Source organism: Aliivibrio sp. S4MY1 (assembly GCF_028765545.1).
In the GTDB taxonomy this organism is placed as follows: domain Bacteria; phylum Pseudomonadota; class Gammaproteobacteria; order Enterobacterales; family Vibrionaceae; genus Aliivibrio.
Genome location: NZ_JARACP010000016.1, coordinates 22,959 through 41,157 on the forward strand (window position 1 = coordinate 22,959; position 18,199 = coordinate 41,157).

The 18,199-nt window shown below is 36.7% G+C and carries 15 protein-coding genes; 13 read left to right on the forward strand and 2 right to left on the reverse strand.

Features of this window, described 5'->3' with window-relative positions; genetic code table 11:
* The first annotated feature begins 48 nt into the window (after positions 1 to 48).
* Positions 49 to 1,761: an SgrR family transcriptional regulator gene (locus tag PVK71_RS16250; protein ID WP_274420013.1), complete on the forward strand. Its 1,713-nt coding sequence runs from the start codon at positions 49 to 51 to the stop codon at positions 1,759 to 1,761.
* A gap of 55 nt (positions 1,762 to 1,816) precedes the next feature.
* On the opposite strand, the gene PVK71_RS16255 is transcribed toward PVK71_RS16250, so the two are convergent.
* Complete coding sequence (locus tag PVK71_RS16255) at positions 1,817 to 2,788, reverse strand: coproporphyrinogen III oxidase (protein WP_274420014.1); 972 nt, start codon at positions 2,786 to 2,788, stop codon at positions 1,817 to 1,819.
* A gap of 125 nt (positions 2,789 to 2,913) precedes the next feature.
* Between PVK71_RS16255 and PVK71_RS16260 the strand changes: the two genes are divergently transcribed.
* The 10 genes from PVK71_RS16260 (at position 2,914) to PVK71_RS16305 (ending at position 13,413) form a co-directional block, all read left to right on the forward strand.
* Complete coding sequence (locus tag PVK71_RS16260; RefSeq protein WP_274420015.1) at positions 2,914 to 3,165, forward strand: hypothetical protein; 252 nt, start codon at positions 2,914 to 2,916, stop codon at positions 3,163 to 3,165.
* Positions 3,166 to 3,247: 82 nt separating this feature from the next.
* Positions 3,248 to 4,693 carry a sensor histidine kinase VxrA gene (gene vxrA / locus PVK71_RS16265; RefSeq protein ID WP_274420016.1) on the forward strand — a complete coding sequence of 482 codons (1,446 nt, stop codon included), beginning with the start codon at positions 3,248 to 3,250 and terminating at the stop codon, positions 4,691 to 4,693.
* The gene (locus tag PVK71_RS16270) at positions 4,668 to 5,324 is read left to right on the forward strand and encodes a response regulator transcription factor (protein ID WP_274420017.1); all 657 of its coding nucleotides are present in this window, start codon (positions 4,668 to 4,670) and stop codon (positions 5,322 to 5,324) included. Before vxrA ends, PVK71_RS16270 begins: the two co-directional genes overlap by 26 nt.
* A 5-nt stretch (positions 5,325 to 5,329) precedes the next feature.
* Positions 5,330 to 6,241 (forward strand): DUF2861 family protein, encoded by a 912-nt coding sequence (locus PVK71_RS16275; protein WP_274420018.1) that lies wholly within the window; start codon positions 5,330 to 5,332, stop codon positions 6,239 to 6,241.
* Positions 6,238 to 6,393: a YoaH family protein gene (locus PVK71_RS16280; protein WP_207215680.1), complete on the forward strand. Its 156-nt coding sequence runs from the start codon at positions 6,238 to 6,240 to the stop codon at positions 6,391 to 6,393. The genes PVK71_RS16275 and PVK71_RS16280 overlap by 4 nt, the downstream gene beginning before the upstream one ends.
* A 151-nt stretch (positions 6,394 to 6,544) precedes the next feature.
* Entirely contained in the window at positions 6,545 to 7,732 is a 1,188-nt protein-coding gene (locus tag PVK71_RS16285) for a conjugal transfer protein TraF (RefSeq protein ID WP_274420019.1), read from the forward strand.
* A 78-nt stretch (positions 7,733 to 7,810) separates the two neighbouring features.
* The gene (mog, locus tag PVK71_RS16290) at positions 7,811 to 8,347 is read left to right on the forward strand and encodes a molybdopterin adenylyltransferase (RefSeq protein WP_130046092.1); all 537 of its coding nucleotides are present in this window, start codon (positions 7,811 to 7,813) and stop codon (positions 8,345 to 8,347) included.
* A 503-nt stretch (positions 8,348 to 8,850) separates the two neighbouring features.
* On the forward strand, positions 8,851 to 10,929 hold the full coding sequence (locus PVK71_RS16295; protein WP_274420022.1) for a TonB-dependent receptor plug domain-containing protein: 2,079 nt from the start codon (positions 8,851 to 8,853) through the stop codon (positions 10,927 to 10,929).
* On the forward strand, positions 10,919 to 11,449 hold the full coding sequence (locus PVK71_RS16300; protein ID WP_165367235.1) for a YfiR family protein: 531 nt from the start codon (positions 10,919 to 10,921) through the stop codon (positions 11,447 to 11,449). The genes PVK71_RS16295 and PVK71_RS16300 overlap by 11 nt, the downstream gene beginning before the upstream one ends.
* Positions 11,446 to 13,413, forward strand: coding sequence for a sensor domain-containing diguanylate cyclase (locus tag PVK71_RS16305; RefSeq protein ID WP_274420025.1), 1,968 nt, complete (start codon positions 11,446 to 11,448; stop codon positions 13,411 to 13,413). Before PVK71_RS16300 ends, PVK71_RS16305 begins: the two co-directional genes overlap by 4 nt.
* 273 nt (positions 13,414 to 13,686) lie before the next feature.
* On the opposite strand, the gene PVK71_RS16310 is transcribed toward PVK71_RS16305, so the two are convergent.
* Positions 13,687 to 16,368 carry a bifunctional acetate--CoA ligase family protein/GNAT family N-acetyltransferase gene (locus PVK71_RS16310; RefSeq protein WP_274420026.1) on the reverse strand — a complete coding sequence of 894 codons (2,682 nt, stop codon included), beginning with the start codon at positions 16,366 to 16,368 and terminating at the stop codon, positions 13,687 to 13,689.
* 222 nt (positions 16,369 to 16,590) lie between these two features.
* Between PVK71_RS16310 and PVK71_RS16315 the strand changes: the two genes are divergently transcribed.
* Both PVK71_RS16315 and PVK71_RS16320 read left to right on the forward strand, forming a co-directional pair.
* On the forward strand, positions 16,591 to 17,151 hold the full coding sequence (locus tag PVK71_RS16315) for an SPOR domain-containing protein (RefSeq protein ID WP_130049100.1): 561 nt from the start codon (positions 16,591 to 16,593) through the stop codon (positions 17,149 to 17,151).
* A 55-nt stretch (positions 17,152 to 17,206) separates the two neighbouring features.
* Complete coding sequence (locus PVK71_RS16320; RefSeq protein WP_130046099.1) at positions 17,207 to 18,199, forward strand: D-alanine--D-alanine ligase; 993 nt, start codon at positions 17,207 to 17,209, stop codon at positions 18,197 to 18,199.

Sequence of the window (18,199 nt, forward strand, 5' to 3'; positions counted from 1 at the left end):
ATTTGAACTTATAACTAAGACTAGTATCAACTAACACAACGGTGCTTTATGGGTAGTCCACGTTTACGTACACAATTTGAGAAACTATATACGCATTATAATAATAATGATTCAGGCGTTCAAATTGATGATATTGCCAATTTGTTATGTTGTACTCGTCGAAATACGCGCATGGTTCTTAAAAAAATGTCTGATGAAAAATGGATCATTTGGAACCCAGCAGTAGGAAGAGGGAAAAGCTCTATTTTAGAGTTTATTTCTACGCCCGATACGGTGTATTTATCGTTAGCTAGACAGAATATTGAAGAAGGGAAGCTAGATGTAGCCCTTGAATTACTTGATGGTAACCAAGATGCATTATTAGATTTGATTAATAATGCGCTAGGCATTTCTCATGAAAAAGGGAAGCAAGTTGTTAAGCTGCCTTATTATCGTCAATTACACATACTTAAGCCATCTCTTGCTATTCGTCGTTCAGAGCAGCACCTCGTTCAGCAAATCTTTAATGGATTAACACAATGGAATAAAGCAGGAGATATAGAGGGAGATATCGCTCACCATTGGGAAATGCTTTCTCCTACTCATTGGCGATTTTATATTAGGCCAAGTATTAGCTTTCATGACGGAAAGTTATTGGTGTTCGAGGATATTAAAGAGACGTTTTTAGCGCTTAAGTCGAATTTTGTGTTTGCTCATATTTACAGTGTAAGCAGCCCAAGCCTTAATATTATTGATTTTACTTTATCTAAAAACGATCATCATTTTGCATCAAAACTTGCACAGTTTAACGCGAAAATCATCCCAACTACGGCTCATACACAACAGGATTACAGCCGATATCCTATTGGCACTGGACCTTATAAGATAAGTGAGAATACGGATAAAAAATTAATTCTAACCGCTAATGAGCATTATTTTGGTTATAGACCATTGATTGATTCGGTTGAGGTTTGGACTTTACCTGAAGTCGCACCAATACAGCTAAAACTCGGGTTAGAAGTAAGTGAAGGGCCAGAGTCTTATTCTTCTTATGGCGAAAAAGTCGATGTAGATAAAGGGTGTAGTTATCTATTGTTCAATCGTAAAACAGGGGTTGCAAAAGATAAAAATTGGCAAGCGTATCTGTCACAAGTCATTACTCCATTAATGCTGCTTAATGAACTTCAAAATTCACAAATGAATGGGATTGGTTTATTTAATGCCTATGGTTTATTACCTGGATTACAGCACTGTCTTAATCGGCCAAAGGTCCCATTTACTTTGCCGACGAAAGGGAGCGTAGTTCATCTTGGTTACGAAAAAGAGCACCCGTTATATCCATTGTTAGGTAAAGCAATAGAGCAACGTTTAGCACTTGATGGCATTGTTTTAAAAATGCATCCGTTTGATACATTAGATTTATTGTGTGAAGAAAAAACGGAATCTATTGATATGTGGCTTAGAGGAATGAGTCTTGGCACCCAATGTCCAGAAGCTTTGCTATCGTGGTTATTTGCTTTTAATGAAATAGAAAGAGCGACACCTGAAGAGGATTTTATTCAAATAACAATGCTTATTGATAATTGGCAATCTTCACCAGAGCACCATTTTCCTGTGAATGAAATTTGTCGTCACCTAGTAAATAGCGATCAAATTTTACCTCTTTTCCATGGTTGGATGGGAATAAGTGAAAATGCAAATAACAGTATTCAAAATGCATCATGCAATGGATTAGGCTGGTTTGATTTTGAAACCGTATGGATAAAACCAGAAATAAATTAATTGTTTATTACCGCCATTGAAACTGACCAATGGCGTTAAATAAAGCTAATGTAGTTTACATTTTTCGATGATTAAATTCACGAATCGCTTGCGCTAACTTTACTTTAACCTCAATGGTTATCGGGCAAACTTTGTCATCAGGTAATACAGTTAAAAGAGCACTGACTAATTCGTTAATTGGCTCAGGAGAGCATTTTTGCCAATTTTGAAGTAAGTTACGATTAATATGAGAAGGCAGAGACCCTAGCGTACCAACATCATTTTGGTTATGTACTAATAATCCAGCGGTTGTTCCCTTATCTAAAGTAAGCACTTGATAAAAATATAAAGTATGGTAGTCCAATTGTTGCTGACGTTGTTCTACTGAGGGGGCTGCCTGACTAATCAAGTGGGATTTTAGAATATGAACATAGGTGTCCATAACATTGCGTGCAAAGTAACGAGTGAATGTCTCACCACTTTCTTCGGTAGGATTAAATCCTTCTAAATAAAAGTGACTGACACCGCGACGTGTTTTTAATGCTGGAATATCAAAATAGTGATTTCCTGCTTTAGTGCCTTGTGAATAATACGCTTTAGCGGCAACTTTTAGGGTTTGATCGAAATATTCTTTATCGTCTTTATTAAAATGAGAAGGGTTTAGATCTGCCATAATTCGCCAGTAGCTGGAACCGTCTTTTAATATTGTCCAGCTAAAGTGCATGTGAACTGAAGGCAGTAATGGGTTGGCAGGGTGGATAATTGTAGAAAGCGCTGTCGCACTGTCGTAATGCTTTGTCGTATCGTCTTCATAATGAATTTGAGAGACATTAATTGAAGCTCGGTTGAAAATCCCTCCTTCAATCGCTTCAAAGCGTTTTCCTCCGCCATGTAAACCTTGATCGCGTAACCACTTCACAGAAATAAACTCAGAAGGTTGAGTTGAGAGCTCGCTTGCTTTTATCAATTCATCTTTAAAGTAAGATTGCAGCTCATTAAGAAGGAGTAGAGCTTCTTTAGCTTGGGGGTGTTGAGCATAAGTTCGCATGGACGCTCCTTTATATACAGCAAATTAACAAATAAGAACAATCAATCAATTACTTATTTGGTTGGATTGTAACTCCAGTGTAAAGTAAAATCTTTGTTGATCGCAACCATGGATAATTGAAAGGTATGGCAAAGCCAAATAAAAAAGGTCCAACAAAAACAGTTCAAATCTATTGTGATAAGTGCAGAACAATCCTTTTTAAATATAGAAAAGGCGGTAAAGGCGCATTAATTAAGTGCTTTATTGAGCGTATTGTTGAAAACTATACTAATGAGACTTGTATTTGTCCTAATTGTAAAGGTGTCTTCGCTCGAGAAACTTTAATCAAGGGGACTCCTGCATATAAGATGATTGGCGGAAAAATAATGGTGAAGTAAGATAAACGGTTCGTATTCCGATTGATTTATAATATACTGATTCAGTTAATCTTTCTTTTTACATTAACCACAGGATTCACCGTTGATAAATAAACGCTTTCTCCTTTCTTTATTACTGTTAATTAGCTCTTCTTTACATGCCGAGAGTCTAGCTACGAAAATTGACAGCTTTAAAAAAGCGTTTAAAAAACAGCAGGCTGTTGAGATTTATGACATTCGCCTGATACAAAAAGAATATCCTACAGTATTATTGTCCCCTGATACACTCTTGCCGCAAACGGCGTCTTACCCATTTAAGCAGTTACAACAGCTTTATAAAAATGCTCGTACTTGTACTGGCCCTTGGCCGGTAAGCCCACTTGTTGGTGAACCTTTGGTGTTGATCCGAGCTATATGTAAAGGCATCACATTACCTAATAGCTGGTTTGCGCGGTCAGGAATGATTCACCCTGGAGGAGGGTCATATGCTTATCGTTATGTTGAACGGTATCCTAAGAAATTAGGTGACCTAGAACAATATATGCATATTAAAGAGCGCCCATTAGCGCAAGAAGGTACATTATTGCATCATCTTCAAAAAATGGATGATAAAGCAATAAGAGCGATTATTGGTGGCTCTGATACGATCATTGCCGATAAGTTACTTTGGATTAGAAAAGGAAGCCGTTATTACCTTTATCCTATGGAGTTAAAACTAAAGTACTTAGATAGATTTGATTTAGATATGTCCGTGTTTGAACAAGGAGATAACTGTTACGTAAAAAATGGGAATGTCTGTTGGAAAGATGAGAGTAATTCTCAAACACTTTCCTATATTGTATTATTTCTTGTTTTTGCCAATTTATCACTTGCAATAGGTTGGGGGATCTCCCAATGGAATGGCAAACGTCGAGAGATGAAAAGTCGTATGTTGGTTTTGCAGATCCTTACGCATGAATTACGTACACCAATTGCCAGTTTAGGATTGACAGTTGAAGGATTTAGAAGGCAATTTGAATCACTGCCCGAATCTCTTTATGATGAATTTAGACGATTATGTGAAGATTCTAGACGATTAAGACAGCTGGCTGAAGCAAGTAAAGATTATTTGCAGTCTGATGACAAAGGCCTTTCAACAGAGTGGATTCCTTCTGTTGAAGAGTGGCTAAGTTATCGCTGTATGGAGTATAGTAAGCCTGTAGAATTTAAGATAAATAAAGACTCAGCAATAAAAGTAAATATTTACTGGTTGGGTAATTGTATTGATAACTTAATTAGTAATGCTCATAAATATGGGATTGAACCTGTGCTTTTGAACGTTACTGTAGCAAATAAACATTTAAAAATTGAAGTCATTGATGGCGGACAGTTAACAAAAGCAAATTGGAAAGAATTAAAAACGCCTTTTGTAAGTAAGGCTGGGTTAGGCTTGGGTCTAACCATTGTCGAGTCAATGATTAAAAGAATGGGCGGAACCATGACGCTTCAAGGTCCCCCAACGACATTTATATTGGAGATACCGTGTGAAACAGACAATCCTACTTGTTGAAGATGATAAAAACTTAGCAGATGGTCTTGTAGTAAGCCTAGAGGAAGCAGGGTATCGGTGCTTGCATTCTGAAAATGCTACGAATGTACCAAGTTTATGGACAGAAGCTGATATTGTGATCCTTGATCGTCAATTACCAGAGGGGGATTCACTTACATGGTTGCCTCAATGGAAGCAAATAAAAGATGTTCCAGTTATTTTGCTTACCGCATTAGTATCTATTCGCGATAAAGTAACAGGACTTGATTCAGGCGCTAATGATTATTTAACCAAGCCTTTTGCTGAAGCGGAATTATTGGCTCGCTTGCGTGCGCATTTACGCTCTCCGGAATCTGACGAGGTAAAAACACAGTTAAATGTAGGCAATTTATCGATTGATACTTCAACAAGAGACGTAGTTAATTCTGGTGAAAATGTGACTTTAACTCGAACTGAGTTTGATCTTCTGCTTTTCCTCGCATCAAATTTAGGAAAAGTATTTACTCGTGATGAATTATTGGATCAAGTATGGGGGTACAACCATTTCCCAACAACGCGTACTGTTGATACGCATATTTTACAACTTCGCCAAAAAATCGTAGGGATAGATATCGAAACCTTACGCGGTGTTGGCTATAAAATGAAAGCGTAATTCTGATGATGATTAAGCGAAAAATTGCCACAGCCATTGGCTTTTTTTGTTTAGTATTTATGGGTACTAATGCCGTTGCAAAAGATTGGTTTAATGAGCAGTCTGCGCTGTATAGTGCCCATAAACAATTCTTAGAGGGTGATTCTTTAAAGGGATTTGAAACCGCGATTGAAGTTTTACAGAGCTCTACAGATAACAATGTTATTCATAATATTGATAAATTAATTGGTGCGGCTAGTACAAAGAATTGTGGTCGAGATTTATCAACTATTGTTATCCCTAATTGGTTAAATTCGTTGAGTGTTCAACGAATGATCGTTCAAAGTCCGGGGCGCTTACATCATCGATTATTAGTTCAGTTTGATAGTAAAAAGACAATATCCTCATTGTCCTTTATTAAATGGCCGGATGAAGAGCAATTAACTAACCCGTCGATAAGTATTACTCCTACTCAAGATGAGATAGTCAAACAATATGTCTATGCTAGTGAGTCTCTTAATAATCGAGTTAAAAATGGTTTATATAAACTAATTATAACTGCAGACGATAAAGAGAGTACTAAGTGGGAGTCTTGGATTATATTGAATACGCCGAAAACAGAAATGACAGTATCGTGGTTAGGAAAAGAGAAGTGGAAAACCACACAAACTGGATTGTTAAAATCAAACTGTCCGTTACCAGAAATGGCGATTGGAATTTATGACCATCAAGATAATGAGTACATAAAATTATGGGAAAAATTCTATGATGAGCAATTCCCACAGACTCTTCCTAAAACCAATGTGCTACCTGGGAGTTATATTTTAAGTGTTTCATTTAATCATAAACGTTTCCAAGGCCCAATATCGATTCAAGAAATACAAGCCATAACCAAAGTCATCAATTTTGATGTCACAGAAACTGTAGAGAGCAACTGATGTTAGATTTACCAACGTTAACTCATGAAGAGCAACAACAAGCGGTAGAAAAGATCCAAGAATTAATGCGCCAAGGCGTTAGCAGTGGTGAAGCCATTAAAATCATTTCTGACCAAATTCGAGCTGAAATAGCAGAGAAAGCGAAGAAATAATAAAAAGCCGAGATCATATGATTTCGGCTTTTTATTGCGTTAACCATTTTAATGCCACCTATCATTAAAATCAATTAAAGCGTGAATTTACCTAAAGTTAACTTTTCTTAAGCCGATACTTTACTTAAGTATTTCTATTAGGTTATAAAAAATGAAACAGTGGATGAAAATTGGCTTACTTTCTTGCGCTACGGTCGCTTCTTCACAAGTATCAGCAACAAATTTTAGTGTTGATGGTCGAATTGATGCTATGGGTGGAGCAGGTACCGCTGCTGCTGATTATCTTACTGGTGTTTTTTATAACCCTGCATTAGTCGCTATTTACAGCCGTAAAGACGACGCTGGTCTTTTGCTTCCAAGCGCAGGTCTTCAAATTATGGACCAAGGCGGAATGGTTGATGATGTTGACCAAGTCCAGAAAGGTTTTTCTAAAATACCAACTGATCCAGTTGGTGGTGCATCTGATATTGAAAATGGGTTAAGAAACTTAAATGGTGACGCATTAAGTTTTAGTATGGGAGCAGGTATGGCTGTTGCTATTCCTAATCGTTATTTATCTATGGCTTTTTATGGTAAAACATCAGTAGAAGGTATTACGTTGCCAGATGTATATACTGGAACAACTAACCCTATCGAAATGGCAGACAGAACAGCGGTAGGCACCGTTGCTTTAGGCTTAGCAGAAGCGGGTGTAGCCTTTGCTGGTTACACAAATTTCCTAGGACAAAATATCACTATTGGTGTAACACCAAAAATTCAAAGTTACTTAACGTATACCTATGTAGAAGCGGTAAACAATTTTGATTTTAAAGATTTTAATAAAAATAAAACCACCGACAATGCATTTAATGTTGATGTTGGTGCTGTTTGGTTTTATGGTCCTTGGCGTTTTGCTGCTGCAGGTAAAAACCTAATTAAAAATGAAATTGAAACCGCTAAGGTTAATGTAAAATTTAAGGATAGTGTTAATGGTGGTTTTTATGATCCAAATGGAAAAGATTACCAATATAACTATGAGCTAACACCAACATACACAGCTGGTGTGGCATTTATGACTAACTACTTTATCTTAACCGCTGATATGGATTTGAATGAGCAGGAGCGTTTTGTTGGTTTGGATGATAATGTTCAAATGTTCAGAGCGGGTGCTGAAGTCGATTTATTATATCAAATTCAATTACGTGGTGGTTACAAGAAAGACCTAGCTGGAACTTACGACGATGCCTTTACAGCTGGTATTGGGTTCTCTCCACTTAATATGTTCCATTTTGATTTAGCTGCCATCTACTCTATTGATTCAACTTATGGTGTATCACTAAATATGGCTTACGAATACTAATCCAATTTGTCTTTTTAGTAGAAAAATAGGTAACCACTTGTAATAATAGGGTTACCTTACTTCAATAAGAAATTAACTATGACTAAAAAAGCGAAAATTGGCATTGTTACGGTAAGCGACCGTGCAAGTGTTGGTATTTATGAAGACATTTCAGGTCCTGCAATCATTGCTACATTGAATGATTACCTTACCTCTGAATGGGAACCGGAGTACGTAGTTATCCCTGATGAGCAAGATGTGATTGAAAAAACACTGATTGAACTTACAGACGAGAAAGGTTGCTGCTTAGTTGTTACAACGGGTGGTACTGGCCCTGCTAAGCGTGATGTTACACCTGAAGCAACCGAAGCTGTGTGTGATCGCATGATGCCTGGTTTTGGTGAGTTAATGCGTGCAGAGTCATTAAAATTTGTTCCTACTGCTATCTTGTCACGTCAAACGGCAGGTCTGCGTAAAGATTCTTTAATTGTAAATTTACCAGGTAAACCAAAATCCATTCGTGAATGTTTAGATGCGGTATTCCCAGCAATTCCGTATTGCATTGATCTAATGGAAGGGCCATTCCTTGAATGTAACGAAGACGTTATTAAGCCTTTTAGACCAAAAGCAAAATAATACGTAAACAATGAGCCAACTGTAAACTTCCCAGTTGGCTTTTTAACAGCTTTTCTCTTTTCGCAATTTCTTCAATGCTTTTTTCTCTTTTAGCTTTTCCTTATACTCTTTTCCTTCACTAAAGCTTAATACTTTATTTACGTGCGTTAATGTCCGTGTAAGGGTTTCGCATCGTTTTGATTGATGTTCTTTATAATATTTTTTTACAGATTTAGCATCACTTGGAAAAGAAAGCATCGTCAATAACAAGGGGTAGTAACAACTTTTCATAAATATGTTTTGTGTTGAGAATAACAACAAAGATAGCGTTAATTTGTGGATTTAGGAGGATAACGTTATCAAGTTTCGTATCATGTCGCTTCGCAGTGCATTTGTGCTTGTTTTATACTTATTTGAAATGATATGTAGATCACCTTGTTAAATAATTATTATCAAAGTATTCTAACTGTATATTATACTTTAAGTTATACTTCTATTAATTAGGGCAAATGGCAAACCATATTATGAGATTCAGTACTCTCTCTTTATATTCCTCATTGTTTCTCACGTCTTCTTTCGTTTTTGCTAATGACGAAGATCTTAGTGCATTGATGTTAATGAGCTTGGAAGACCTTTCTATGTTAGAAGTAAGTGTAACCAGTGCCTCTAAGAGAGAGCAGCATATCTCAGAAATTCCTGCAGCTATTTACGTTATATCTAACGAACGAATTGTACGTAGTGGTGCAAAAACAATAGCAGATGCTCTATCTCTTGCTCCTGGTATCGAAGTTAGTCAATTTAATGAGTCTAACGACTTTGTATCTTCTCGCGGCTTTCATGATGGCTTATTTAATAAAATGCTCGTGATGATAGATGGCCGGAGTGTATTTAGCCCAATGTATGGTGGCGCGTTCTGGGAAAACATCGACTACATTCTTGCCGATATCGAACGAATTGAGATTATTAGAGGTCCAGCAGGAACGATTTGGGGTGGTAATGCGGTTAATGGTGTTATTAATATCATCACAAAATCGACTAAAGAGACGTTAGGCACTTATGGCCAAATCGCGTATGGGCAACATGGCTATAAAGAAGCTTCTGTACGTCATGGATTGCAGTTTAATGATAACACCACAGCAAGAGCCTTTTATAAAGCTAAAGATACTTTTAGCGTAATTGATAAGTTCCAGAGTCAATATGAAAGTGACAAAGTAAATACGATTTCAATACAAACCGCCGGAGTAAAATTTGATATCGAAGAGGGTAATTCATCTTGGATGCTAGCTTTTGGCGGAGAAAAGTCAGCACAATATTATGATTGGTATACTGTTGATATGAGTGATCTTAATAGGCAGTATGACGATAGTTACAAAAGCGTTGATAGCTCTTCACTTTACGGGCAAGTTAATCACACAATCGAATTAGCTAATTCTCAATGGCAAACTAATTTATGGTATTGGCAAGACAAAGACAACTCTCCCGATGCTCACGGAGAATTCAATACGATTGATTTAGATTCAGTTTATACCTTACAGTATGGTTCAGATGTAACGATCTTAATTGGTGGTGGTTTAAGGCACATCAATATTAAATTACAAGATTCAAGTAATTATGATGTGAGTCATGTTGATATATATAATCGCTACTCAAGCGATCCTATATCAAGCGATACAACCAGTAATGTCTATGCTCAAATTGACTATAATTTTACTGAACAATTTATGATTCAAGTTGGTGCAAAAGCCGAATACTTTACGCTTAATGATTCTTTTGAGGTTTCCCCACAGATACGAGGTTTATATTCGATCTCTGCCAGTCAAAAAATATGGTTTGGTGTAGGCCGGGCAGTGGTAACCCCTTCTTATTTTGAGCAAAAATCTACTTATACAAACTATTATAGTTATGTTTATGAAAACAAATTTTATGATGGTGTTGCCACTTATTTACCATCTGCAAGTCTAGATAATGAGAGTGTTATAACCATTGATGCTGGCTACCGCTTTGAAGGTACTAACGTTAATATGGATTTAACCGCATATTCAAGTTCGTATAACAATGTTCGTGGTCACGACTATATAGGGTACCTTAATGATGGGATTGGTAATTATTATGATCTCTATGAATTTAACGATGATTACGAAGCTCAAACTTATGGTGCAGAGGTAGCTATCGAATGGAATATCAATTCTTCGCTAAAAAATTATACCAGTTATAGCTATCTTTCATTTTCACAAGATAGGGTGCAGGGTGATTCAAATGTGTCTGGCTCTGATGATTACTTCGAAATAAACCATCAAAATATGCTTTCAAACCAACTATTGTGGCAAGTAACAAATAGCATTCAGTGGGACTTTGTTGTGAACTATAAAGATATCGACTATACGAGTGATAGCAACCAATTTGTGTATGATGTTGAGAACTTAATATCTTTAGATTCTCGTATTGGTTGGAAAAAACATGAAAATGCACCACTTGTAGAAGTGATGGTAAAAAATATTGGAATGTCGAGTAAATGCGAACTAAATACTAATATCTATTATGATCAATGTAACGCCTATGAAACCGAGCAATCTATCTATGGCAGGGTTTCGTATGAGTTTTAAACAGCCGAAACTACTTTCGTATCTTCTGCTCTTTCTTATTGGTTACTGTCTGCCTGTTCAGTCTCAAGCTGCTTATCAGGCCCATCAAATCGAAGCGGTTTATATCTTTAGAATTGCAAACTTTATACAGTGGACGAATAAGCCACTCGAATCACCTTTAACATTTTGTGGTGAGTCTTTTGATCCTGTGGTTCAAACCTTAATTAAAATATCGACAGATAAACGTATTCAAGATCGAAATGTTAATATTAAAACCAGCGGTGAAGATACAGCAAATCAATGTGATATCTATATTGCAAATAAGAATACTAAGCCAAGCGAGTTACAAGCAATGGCTGAAAATATCTTAACCATTAGCGGTAAGAAAAATTTCACGCATGAACGCGGTATGATCGAATTAAGGCAAGTTGACGGTAAAGTAAAACCTATCATTAACCTGGATAATCTTGAAAATACGTCCTTTAAGATAAGTTCTCAGTTACTTCGTATCTCAATTATTGAGGGAGGAAATAACAAATGAATTGGATAGAAAAAGCCTCTTTACGACAGCGCTTAGCGGTACCGCTTATTGCGTTCATTTTCAGTTTATTTATTATTCTTCAAGGTTATAATTATGTTAACACTTACCAGGTGCAACAAACGAATTTAATCGATAGAATTAAAGTTTTATCTAATGGTGTCAGTGTCAACTTACAAGCGGCATTATTGTTTGATGATGAAATAACAGCTTCTGAAGTTCTTCATGCGTTTAGTGCTGATAAAGAGATTTTGCAAGCAATGTTACTTAAAAGTGATGGGCGATTGTTTGCTGAATATAGGAAAGATGGATTAGTTGCAAAAGCCCCAAATCGAGCGCTTCAATTAGAAATTGCAAAGAATGGCTATGCTCTTGGAGAAGATGCAATCTATATACTTATCCCAATTTCTCTTGATAACGAAGTGATAGCTAAAATCCGTCTAATTGTATCAAAAGAAGGGTTAAATGAGACAAGATTATCCGCAATGCGAGTGGCGTTTTCCTTATTTGGACTCATTATTATTTTTAGCTACCTTTTTATTGCTAAAATACAGCAATGGGTCATAACTCCTGTTATTAATTTGAACGAAGCAATGCAAGGAATTATTGTTCGTGGTGAGTTTGACCAACGTCCTAATGTAACAACAAGTGACGAGCTAGGGGATCTAACTTTATCCTTTAATAAAATGACAGATAAACTAGAGGAGCGACAGAAACAACTTAACTTTGTATTAGATAAAGTTGAGCAAGAGCGAGATTTTGGTAAGCAAATTATTACCGCTGTTCAACATGGCCTTTTTGCAATAAATAAAAAAAATGGACAAATTTTATTGTCTAATGATGCGTCAAAAAGATTATTTCCCGGTAAGTTAGATGATGAATTTAGTGATATATTCTTGCTTGACATTATCAATGCCCTTGAAGGAAATAAGCTTAAAGAGATCATTACACAATGCCAAGAGGTTGATGATCTGTTAATTCAAACAAAACAGGAGTCGACGTTACAGATAACAACTCGTGTCTTGCCCAATAAAGAGCAACTGTTATTTTCTGTTATGGATGTAACAGAAATAATACAAAACCGAACTCAACAAAAATTGGCAGCTAATGTATTAAAAAATAGCCAAGATGGAGTATTAATTTTTGATTCATTAGGCAATTTAACGTTAATGAACCCCGCATTTACAGAAATGTTTGGTTATGAATTAAATGACTTAATAGCATTATCAATGACTCAGTTATTTGATGGAAAGCACTTCACTACATCAACTAATTTGTTTGCAAAGTCAATTGAACGTTTTGGCCAATGGCATGGTGAGGTGCTAGAAAAAGATAAAAATGGTGTGGAATTACCTTTATATATTAAAGCAAGTAAGATAAAAGATGATGAACAAAACGGCCAAAATAGCTACATTTTTATTTTCAGTAACCTGAGTGACGCAAAAGAAAGAGATCGTTTGTATTACCTTGCTCATCACGATATGTTGACTGGTTTACCTAATCGTTCTAAGTTTTATAAATCAGCAAATCAAACGATTGAGAAGAACAAACTAACTACGGGCCAGTTTGGTTTATGTTACCTAGATCTTGATGGTTTCAAATTAGTTAATGATACCTATGGGCATGATGCCGGTGATGAGGTATTAAGGGTTGTTGCAAAACGTTTAGAAAATGCAGTAAGGAAAGGGGATCTTGCTTGCCGATTAGCGGGTGACGAATTTGTTCTCTTTATTGAGCCAGTTCAAGATAAAACTCAACTAGCAGAGCTTTCAAGTCGAGTAATAGAGTCAATTCAAAAACCAATAACTTATAAGGGACTCACTTTGTCTGTTGGGGTTAGTATTGGGGTAACCATCGCTTATTACAATGAGGAGAAGGATATTGATTACGTTCTGAAAGAGTCTGATCAAGCAATGTATGAAGCGAAAATTTTCGGTAAAGGGCAGTATATATTTTATGAAGTGTGACAGAATATGTAAAAATGTTAGAAAAAACTATTTACCTTATCTAAATTGATGATATATTATTCAGGTAAATTACTTTTTAAATAAAATATAGGATAGATTAATGGAAATTTTATTATTAGCTGCATTTGTTATTGCTGGTGCAATTATGGTAAAGAAAGAAAAAGCTGAACAAGCAAAATAATATAGATATCCCTTTTTTAAAACAATTTTATATCTATGTGAACCAAGATAATTATTATGATTACCTTGGTTTTTTTATTTTAAAATTTCGGTTTAATTTAGCTTTAAGCTCATTTCAACGATACCATCTGACATTTGAATGTCTACAGTAAACCCAAAATGTTGCGCTAATCCAATCATGCCTCGGTTTGATGGCATCGTCATTCCGGTCATTACTTTAATACCTTGTGATTTACAATATCGAATAATTTTGTCCATCAGAATTTTTCCCAAACCTAAGCCTTTAAGATCTGAACGTACTAATACAGCGAATTCGGTATTAATGTTATTTGGGTCAGATAATGCACGAACCACAGCTAGAATGACCTCTTGATTATCAATTTGCTTCGTCGCGACAAAAGCCATTTCTCTGTCATAATCGATTTGAGTAAAGTTAGCTAGAGCTTCATGATTAAATTCACCAACATCAGAAAAAAATCGCTTATATAAATCTTCATGTGATACCTGAGAAATAAACTCTGCGTGTTTTGGTTCATCTTCAGGAAGAATTGGACGAAGTAAAACTGAGCTATGATCTTTAAGTTGTGAAAATTCTTCTAATTCATTTGGATAAGGTCTAATGGCTAATCGTTTATGAATGTCGCCAGTAAAATGTTGTACCTTCATCGATGAATCAATAATCGTGAGATCAATACCAGAAACAAGAAGAGGGTGTATATCAAGCTCAACGATTTCGGGACAATCAAGTATCATCTGAGAAAGACGAACGAGAAAAGCACTTAAATCAAAGATGCTCATTTTTGTTGGAGAATTGCGATGCTGAATAATATTTTCTTTAATCGCGTATTTTATGAGGTTTTCAGCTAGCGCCATATTAAGTGGTGGTAATGCAACGGCGGCATTGTTATTGAGATCCCATTCAGATCCGCCTTCGCCAAGTAAGATCACCGGGCCAAACACTGGATCTTGGCATACTTTAATTCGTAATTCTTGAGATCCCGCTCTTTGAGCCATTTTTTGAACGCTTAACCCTGAAATTCGAGCTGAAGGGTAGCTAATTGATACACGATCAATAATAGATTGTGCTGCATTAATAACTTCTTCTTTGGTGTTTAAATTAAGCATTACACCTTGAACATCGGATTTATGAGGGATATCAGGAGAACGGAGTTTTATCGCAACAGGGTAACCAATATTCTCGGCAATATAACCTGTCTCAACTGGTTCCTCTGTGATCCAAGTATCTACGGTCTTAAATCCGTAGCATGAATATAGGGTTTGGGTTTCATGGGTATCAAGGTCGGTCAGGTTATGTGATACACAATTATCTAACCATTCGCGAGCCATTCTCGCGTCATGTTTATTAATGTGGCCAGACGATACTGGGGTTTCTATTAAGAGCTTCTGATTACGATGGTATTCTACTAAATGAAGGAATGCTGAAACCGAGCTCTCTGGTGTTCGATAAGTTGGAATACCAGCTTGTGTAAAGCGTAAACGAGCTTCTTTCGAAGAGTTCTCTCCTGACCAATTAGTTAAAATAGTAAACTTTGCTTTGCGTTTGTGATTACTGATCAACTGGACTAATTTAGCAGCTGTTTGTGTCGCATTAGAAATAGCAGAAGGGCTATGCATAATTAAAATAGCATCGCAATCTTCACTGTCTAATAACGCGTTAACCGTATCACAGTACCTTTGTTCATTAGCATCACCGCCAATGTCTATTGGATTGGAATGTGACCAATTATGAGGAAGGTACAGGTTTAATTGTTCGACTAATGTGTCACTTAATTGTGCAAGACTTCCACCTTGTTGCATTAAGCTATCAACCGCCATAATTGCAGGACCACCGCCATTTGTTACTATTGCTAAACGTTGCCCGCGGAATGGAATAGGGTGTGCAAGTGTTTCTACTGCTGCAAATAATTCATGAGTGTTTGATACACGTAACATACCTGCCCGTCTAATAGCCGAGTCATACACTGCATCTAAACTTATCTCTCCATTGGTATGTAGTTGCGCCGCTTTACTTCCTGCAACGGAGCGACCACTTTTTACGACTAAGATGCGTCGATTACGAGCGGCAGCACGAGCGGCAGACATAAACCGTCGTGCGTCTTTGATTGAATCAATATAAAGTAGTATGGCGTCGGTTTTTGAATCAGTGCATAAGGCATCTAGCAGCTCACTGAAATCAATATCAATACCATCACCTAAAGAAACAAAAGCAGAGAATCCAATCTCTTTTTCTTTCGCCCAATCAAGTATGGTAGTGCACACTGCTGCGGATTGAGAGATAAAGGCAATGTTTCCTTTGTTGGCATTAATTGGAGAGAATGACGCATTAAGATTAACCCAAGGAAGGATTATCCCAAGGCTGTTTGGTCCTAAAATTCGCATATTAAATTGAGAAGCAATTCGTGCCGCTTCATAAGGTAAAGGCTCCCCAATACCGCTGCAATGTAAATGCATATCAGAAGAGAGAATAATGACTAACTTAACGCCCTTTTCTCCGAGTTCTGTTAATATTTTTACGTTCACACGTGCCGGAGTGCATAAAATAGCAAAATCAGGCGTAATGGGAAGGGAAGGAATATCTGGATAAGCAAGGATCCCACAGACGGAATGATAGTTAGGGTGTACTGGCATTATCGGCCCATCAAACTCACCATCTAATAGGTTTCTCATTACAATATGACCAGCGCGATCCGAGTGTATTGACGCGCCAATAACCGCAATTGAACGCGGTCGAAAAAGCGTTTTTAAATCTGACATTACAGCTCCCTTAATCCTTATATAAGAATAAGATAGCTGAGAATGTATTTTTTGGCTTAATAGAATAATATAAACAAAACCTAGCGCACAAAAACACAACAATTGTACCGTAATCTAAGGAAATATTTGAGTAATTGAACAGATAGAGAGCTAAAGACTTGATTGTCTTGTATATCAGGTGCAAAATTAGGAAATCAGCATGACTTATAATTGTGAATTAAAATGAAAAGAATCATTCCTATTACGTTAACCGCACTACTTGCAGGATGTACAAGTAGTTCGTATACCACAAACATCACGACAGAAACCTCTGAAGAAGTGTACCAAGTATCTCAACCTATTGAAGAAGAGGTAACTACTTTTGAAGAGACTGAGATTGCTGCAGAACCACAAACTGAAAAGCCTGTGGTTAAATTAACGCCAGAAGAGACATCAGCAGTTGCAGAGTCTGATGCGGCTGTGAAGATTTTACCACCAACAAGTAAGCAAGACGAAATGCATAATCGCTATGGTTATACGCTTCAGATCCTTGCCTTGAGCCGTAAAACAGATCTAACGACTTATGCTGGAAAATTAGCAGGCGAACAACCAGTTTGGATGAACCGTAAAACCGTGAATAATATGCCATGGTATACGATTTTGTATGGTGATTTTGCAACACCTGCAGATGCTCGTGCAGCAATAAAAACACTGCCGGCTGAGATCCAAGCATACGGTCCATTTGTTCGTAGCATTAATAGCATTAAAAATTCAGATAACCCTGAGTTACACAAATTAAATTAAATACTAAATCGGCAGGCTTGCTTTAGCTTGCCGATTATTTTCAATAGTGAATATTATGACTCATATCCTTTTACTTTGTGGCGGTAGCGGTACCGAACATGAAGTGTCTTTGGTTTCTTCGAAATACATTTCTCAACAACTATCGGAATTAAATTCATTTCAAATCACGCACCTTGAAATTAAAGATGGTGCTTGGTTTCATATCGACTCTGGTTTGAAATATGAATTACGCTCCGACAAATCATTACTTTGTGGTGATGAGAACCTAGGTCTAGTTGATTATGTTATCCCTTGTATTCACGGTTACCCTGGTGAAACGGGCGATATTCAATCAATGCTTGATATGTTCGGTATTCCTTATTTAGGTTGTGGTGCAGAAGCAAGCACAAACAGCTTTAATAAAATCACATCAAAGCTTTGGTATGACGCATTAGGTATACCAAATACGCCATATTTATTCTTAACGGAAAACAATAAAGAGACACATAGCTCTGCATTGGCTGCGTTTAAAGAATGGGGCGGATTGTTTGTTAAGGCCGCTTGCCAAGGTTCATCTGTTGGTTGTTACAAGGTCACGTCTGAAGGTGAACTATCACAAGCGATCAACGATGCCTTTGGATACTCTGAGCAAGTACTTGTTGAAAAAGCAGTGAAACCAAGAGAACTTGAAGTTGCTGCTTATCAAATTGATGGCAAGCTGTTTACAACGCCTCCTGGTGAAGTGACAGCTCCTGATGGTGCTTTTTATACTTATGATGAAAAATACGGCAGTGGTAGTCATTCAACGACAACATTAACTGCTGAAAATTTATCGGCTGAGCAAATTGAGTTAATTAATCAATACAGCCAAAAAGTATTTACACAGATGAAGCTAAAAGATTTATCTCGTATTGATTTCTTCCTAACAGAAGAGAACGAAATTTTCTTAAACGAGGTGAATACCTTCCCTGGAATGACGCCAATTTCAATGTTCCCTAAATTGCTGGAACATAATGGAGACTGTTTTAAAACGTTTCTAAAAAAAGCAATTCTTAATTCAATTAAGTAA

Bases quoted from the DNA above. Each gene is read 5' to 3' on its own strand.
- PVK71_RS16250 (WP_274420013.1), top strand. From the start codon at position 49: ATGGGTAGTCCACGTTTACGTACACAATTTGAGAAACTATATACGCAT.
- PVK71_RS16255 (WP_274420014.1), bottom strand. From the start codon at position 2,788: ATGCGAACTTATGCTCAACACCCCCAAGCTAAAGAAGCTCTACTCCTT.
- PVK71_RS16260 (WP_274420015.1), top strand. From the start codon at position 2,914: ATGGCAAAGCCAAATAAAAAAGGTCCAACAAAAACAGTTCAAATCTAT.
- PVK71_RS16275 (WP_274420018.1), top strand. From the start codon at position 5,330: ATGATGATTAAGCGAAAAATTGCCACAGCCATTGGCTTTTTTTGTTTA.
- PVK71_RS16285 (WP_274420019.1), top strand. From the start codon at position 6,545: ATGAAACAGTGGATGAAAATTGGCTTACTTTCTTGCGCTACGGTCGCT.
- mog (WP_130046092.1), top strand. From the start codon at position 7,811: ATGACTAAAAAAGCGAAAATTGGCATTGTTACGGTAAGCGACCGTGCA.
- PVK71_RS16295 (WP_274420022.1), top strand. From the start codon at position 8,851: ATGAGATTCAGTACTCTCTCTTTATATTCCTCATTGTTTCTCACGTCT.
- PVK71_RS16300 (WP_165367235.1), top strand. From the start codon at position 10,919: ATGAGTTTTAAACAGCCGAAACTACTTTCGTATCTTCTGCTCTTTCTT.
- PVK71_RS16305 (WP_274420025.1), top strand. From the start codon at position 11,446: ATGAATTGGATAGAAAAAGCCTCTTTACGACAGCGCTTAGCGGTACCG.
- PVK71_RS16310 (WP_274420026.1), bottom strand. From the start codon at position 16,368: ATGTCAGATTTAAAAACGCTTTTTCGACCGCGTTCAATTGCGGTTATT.
- PVK71_RS16315 (WP_130049100.1), top strand. From the start codon at position 16,591: ATGAAAAGAATCATTCCTATTACGTTAACCGCACTACTTGCAGGATGT.
- PVK71_RS16320 (WP_130046099.1), top strand. From the start codon at position 17,207: ATGACTCATATCCTTTTACTTTGTGGCGGTAGCGGTACCGAACATGAA.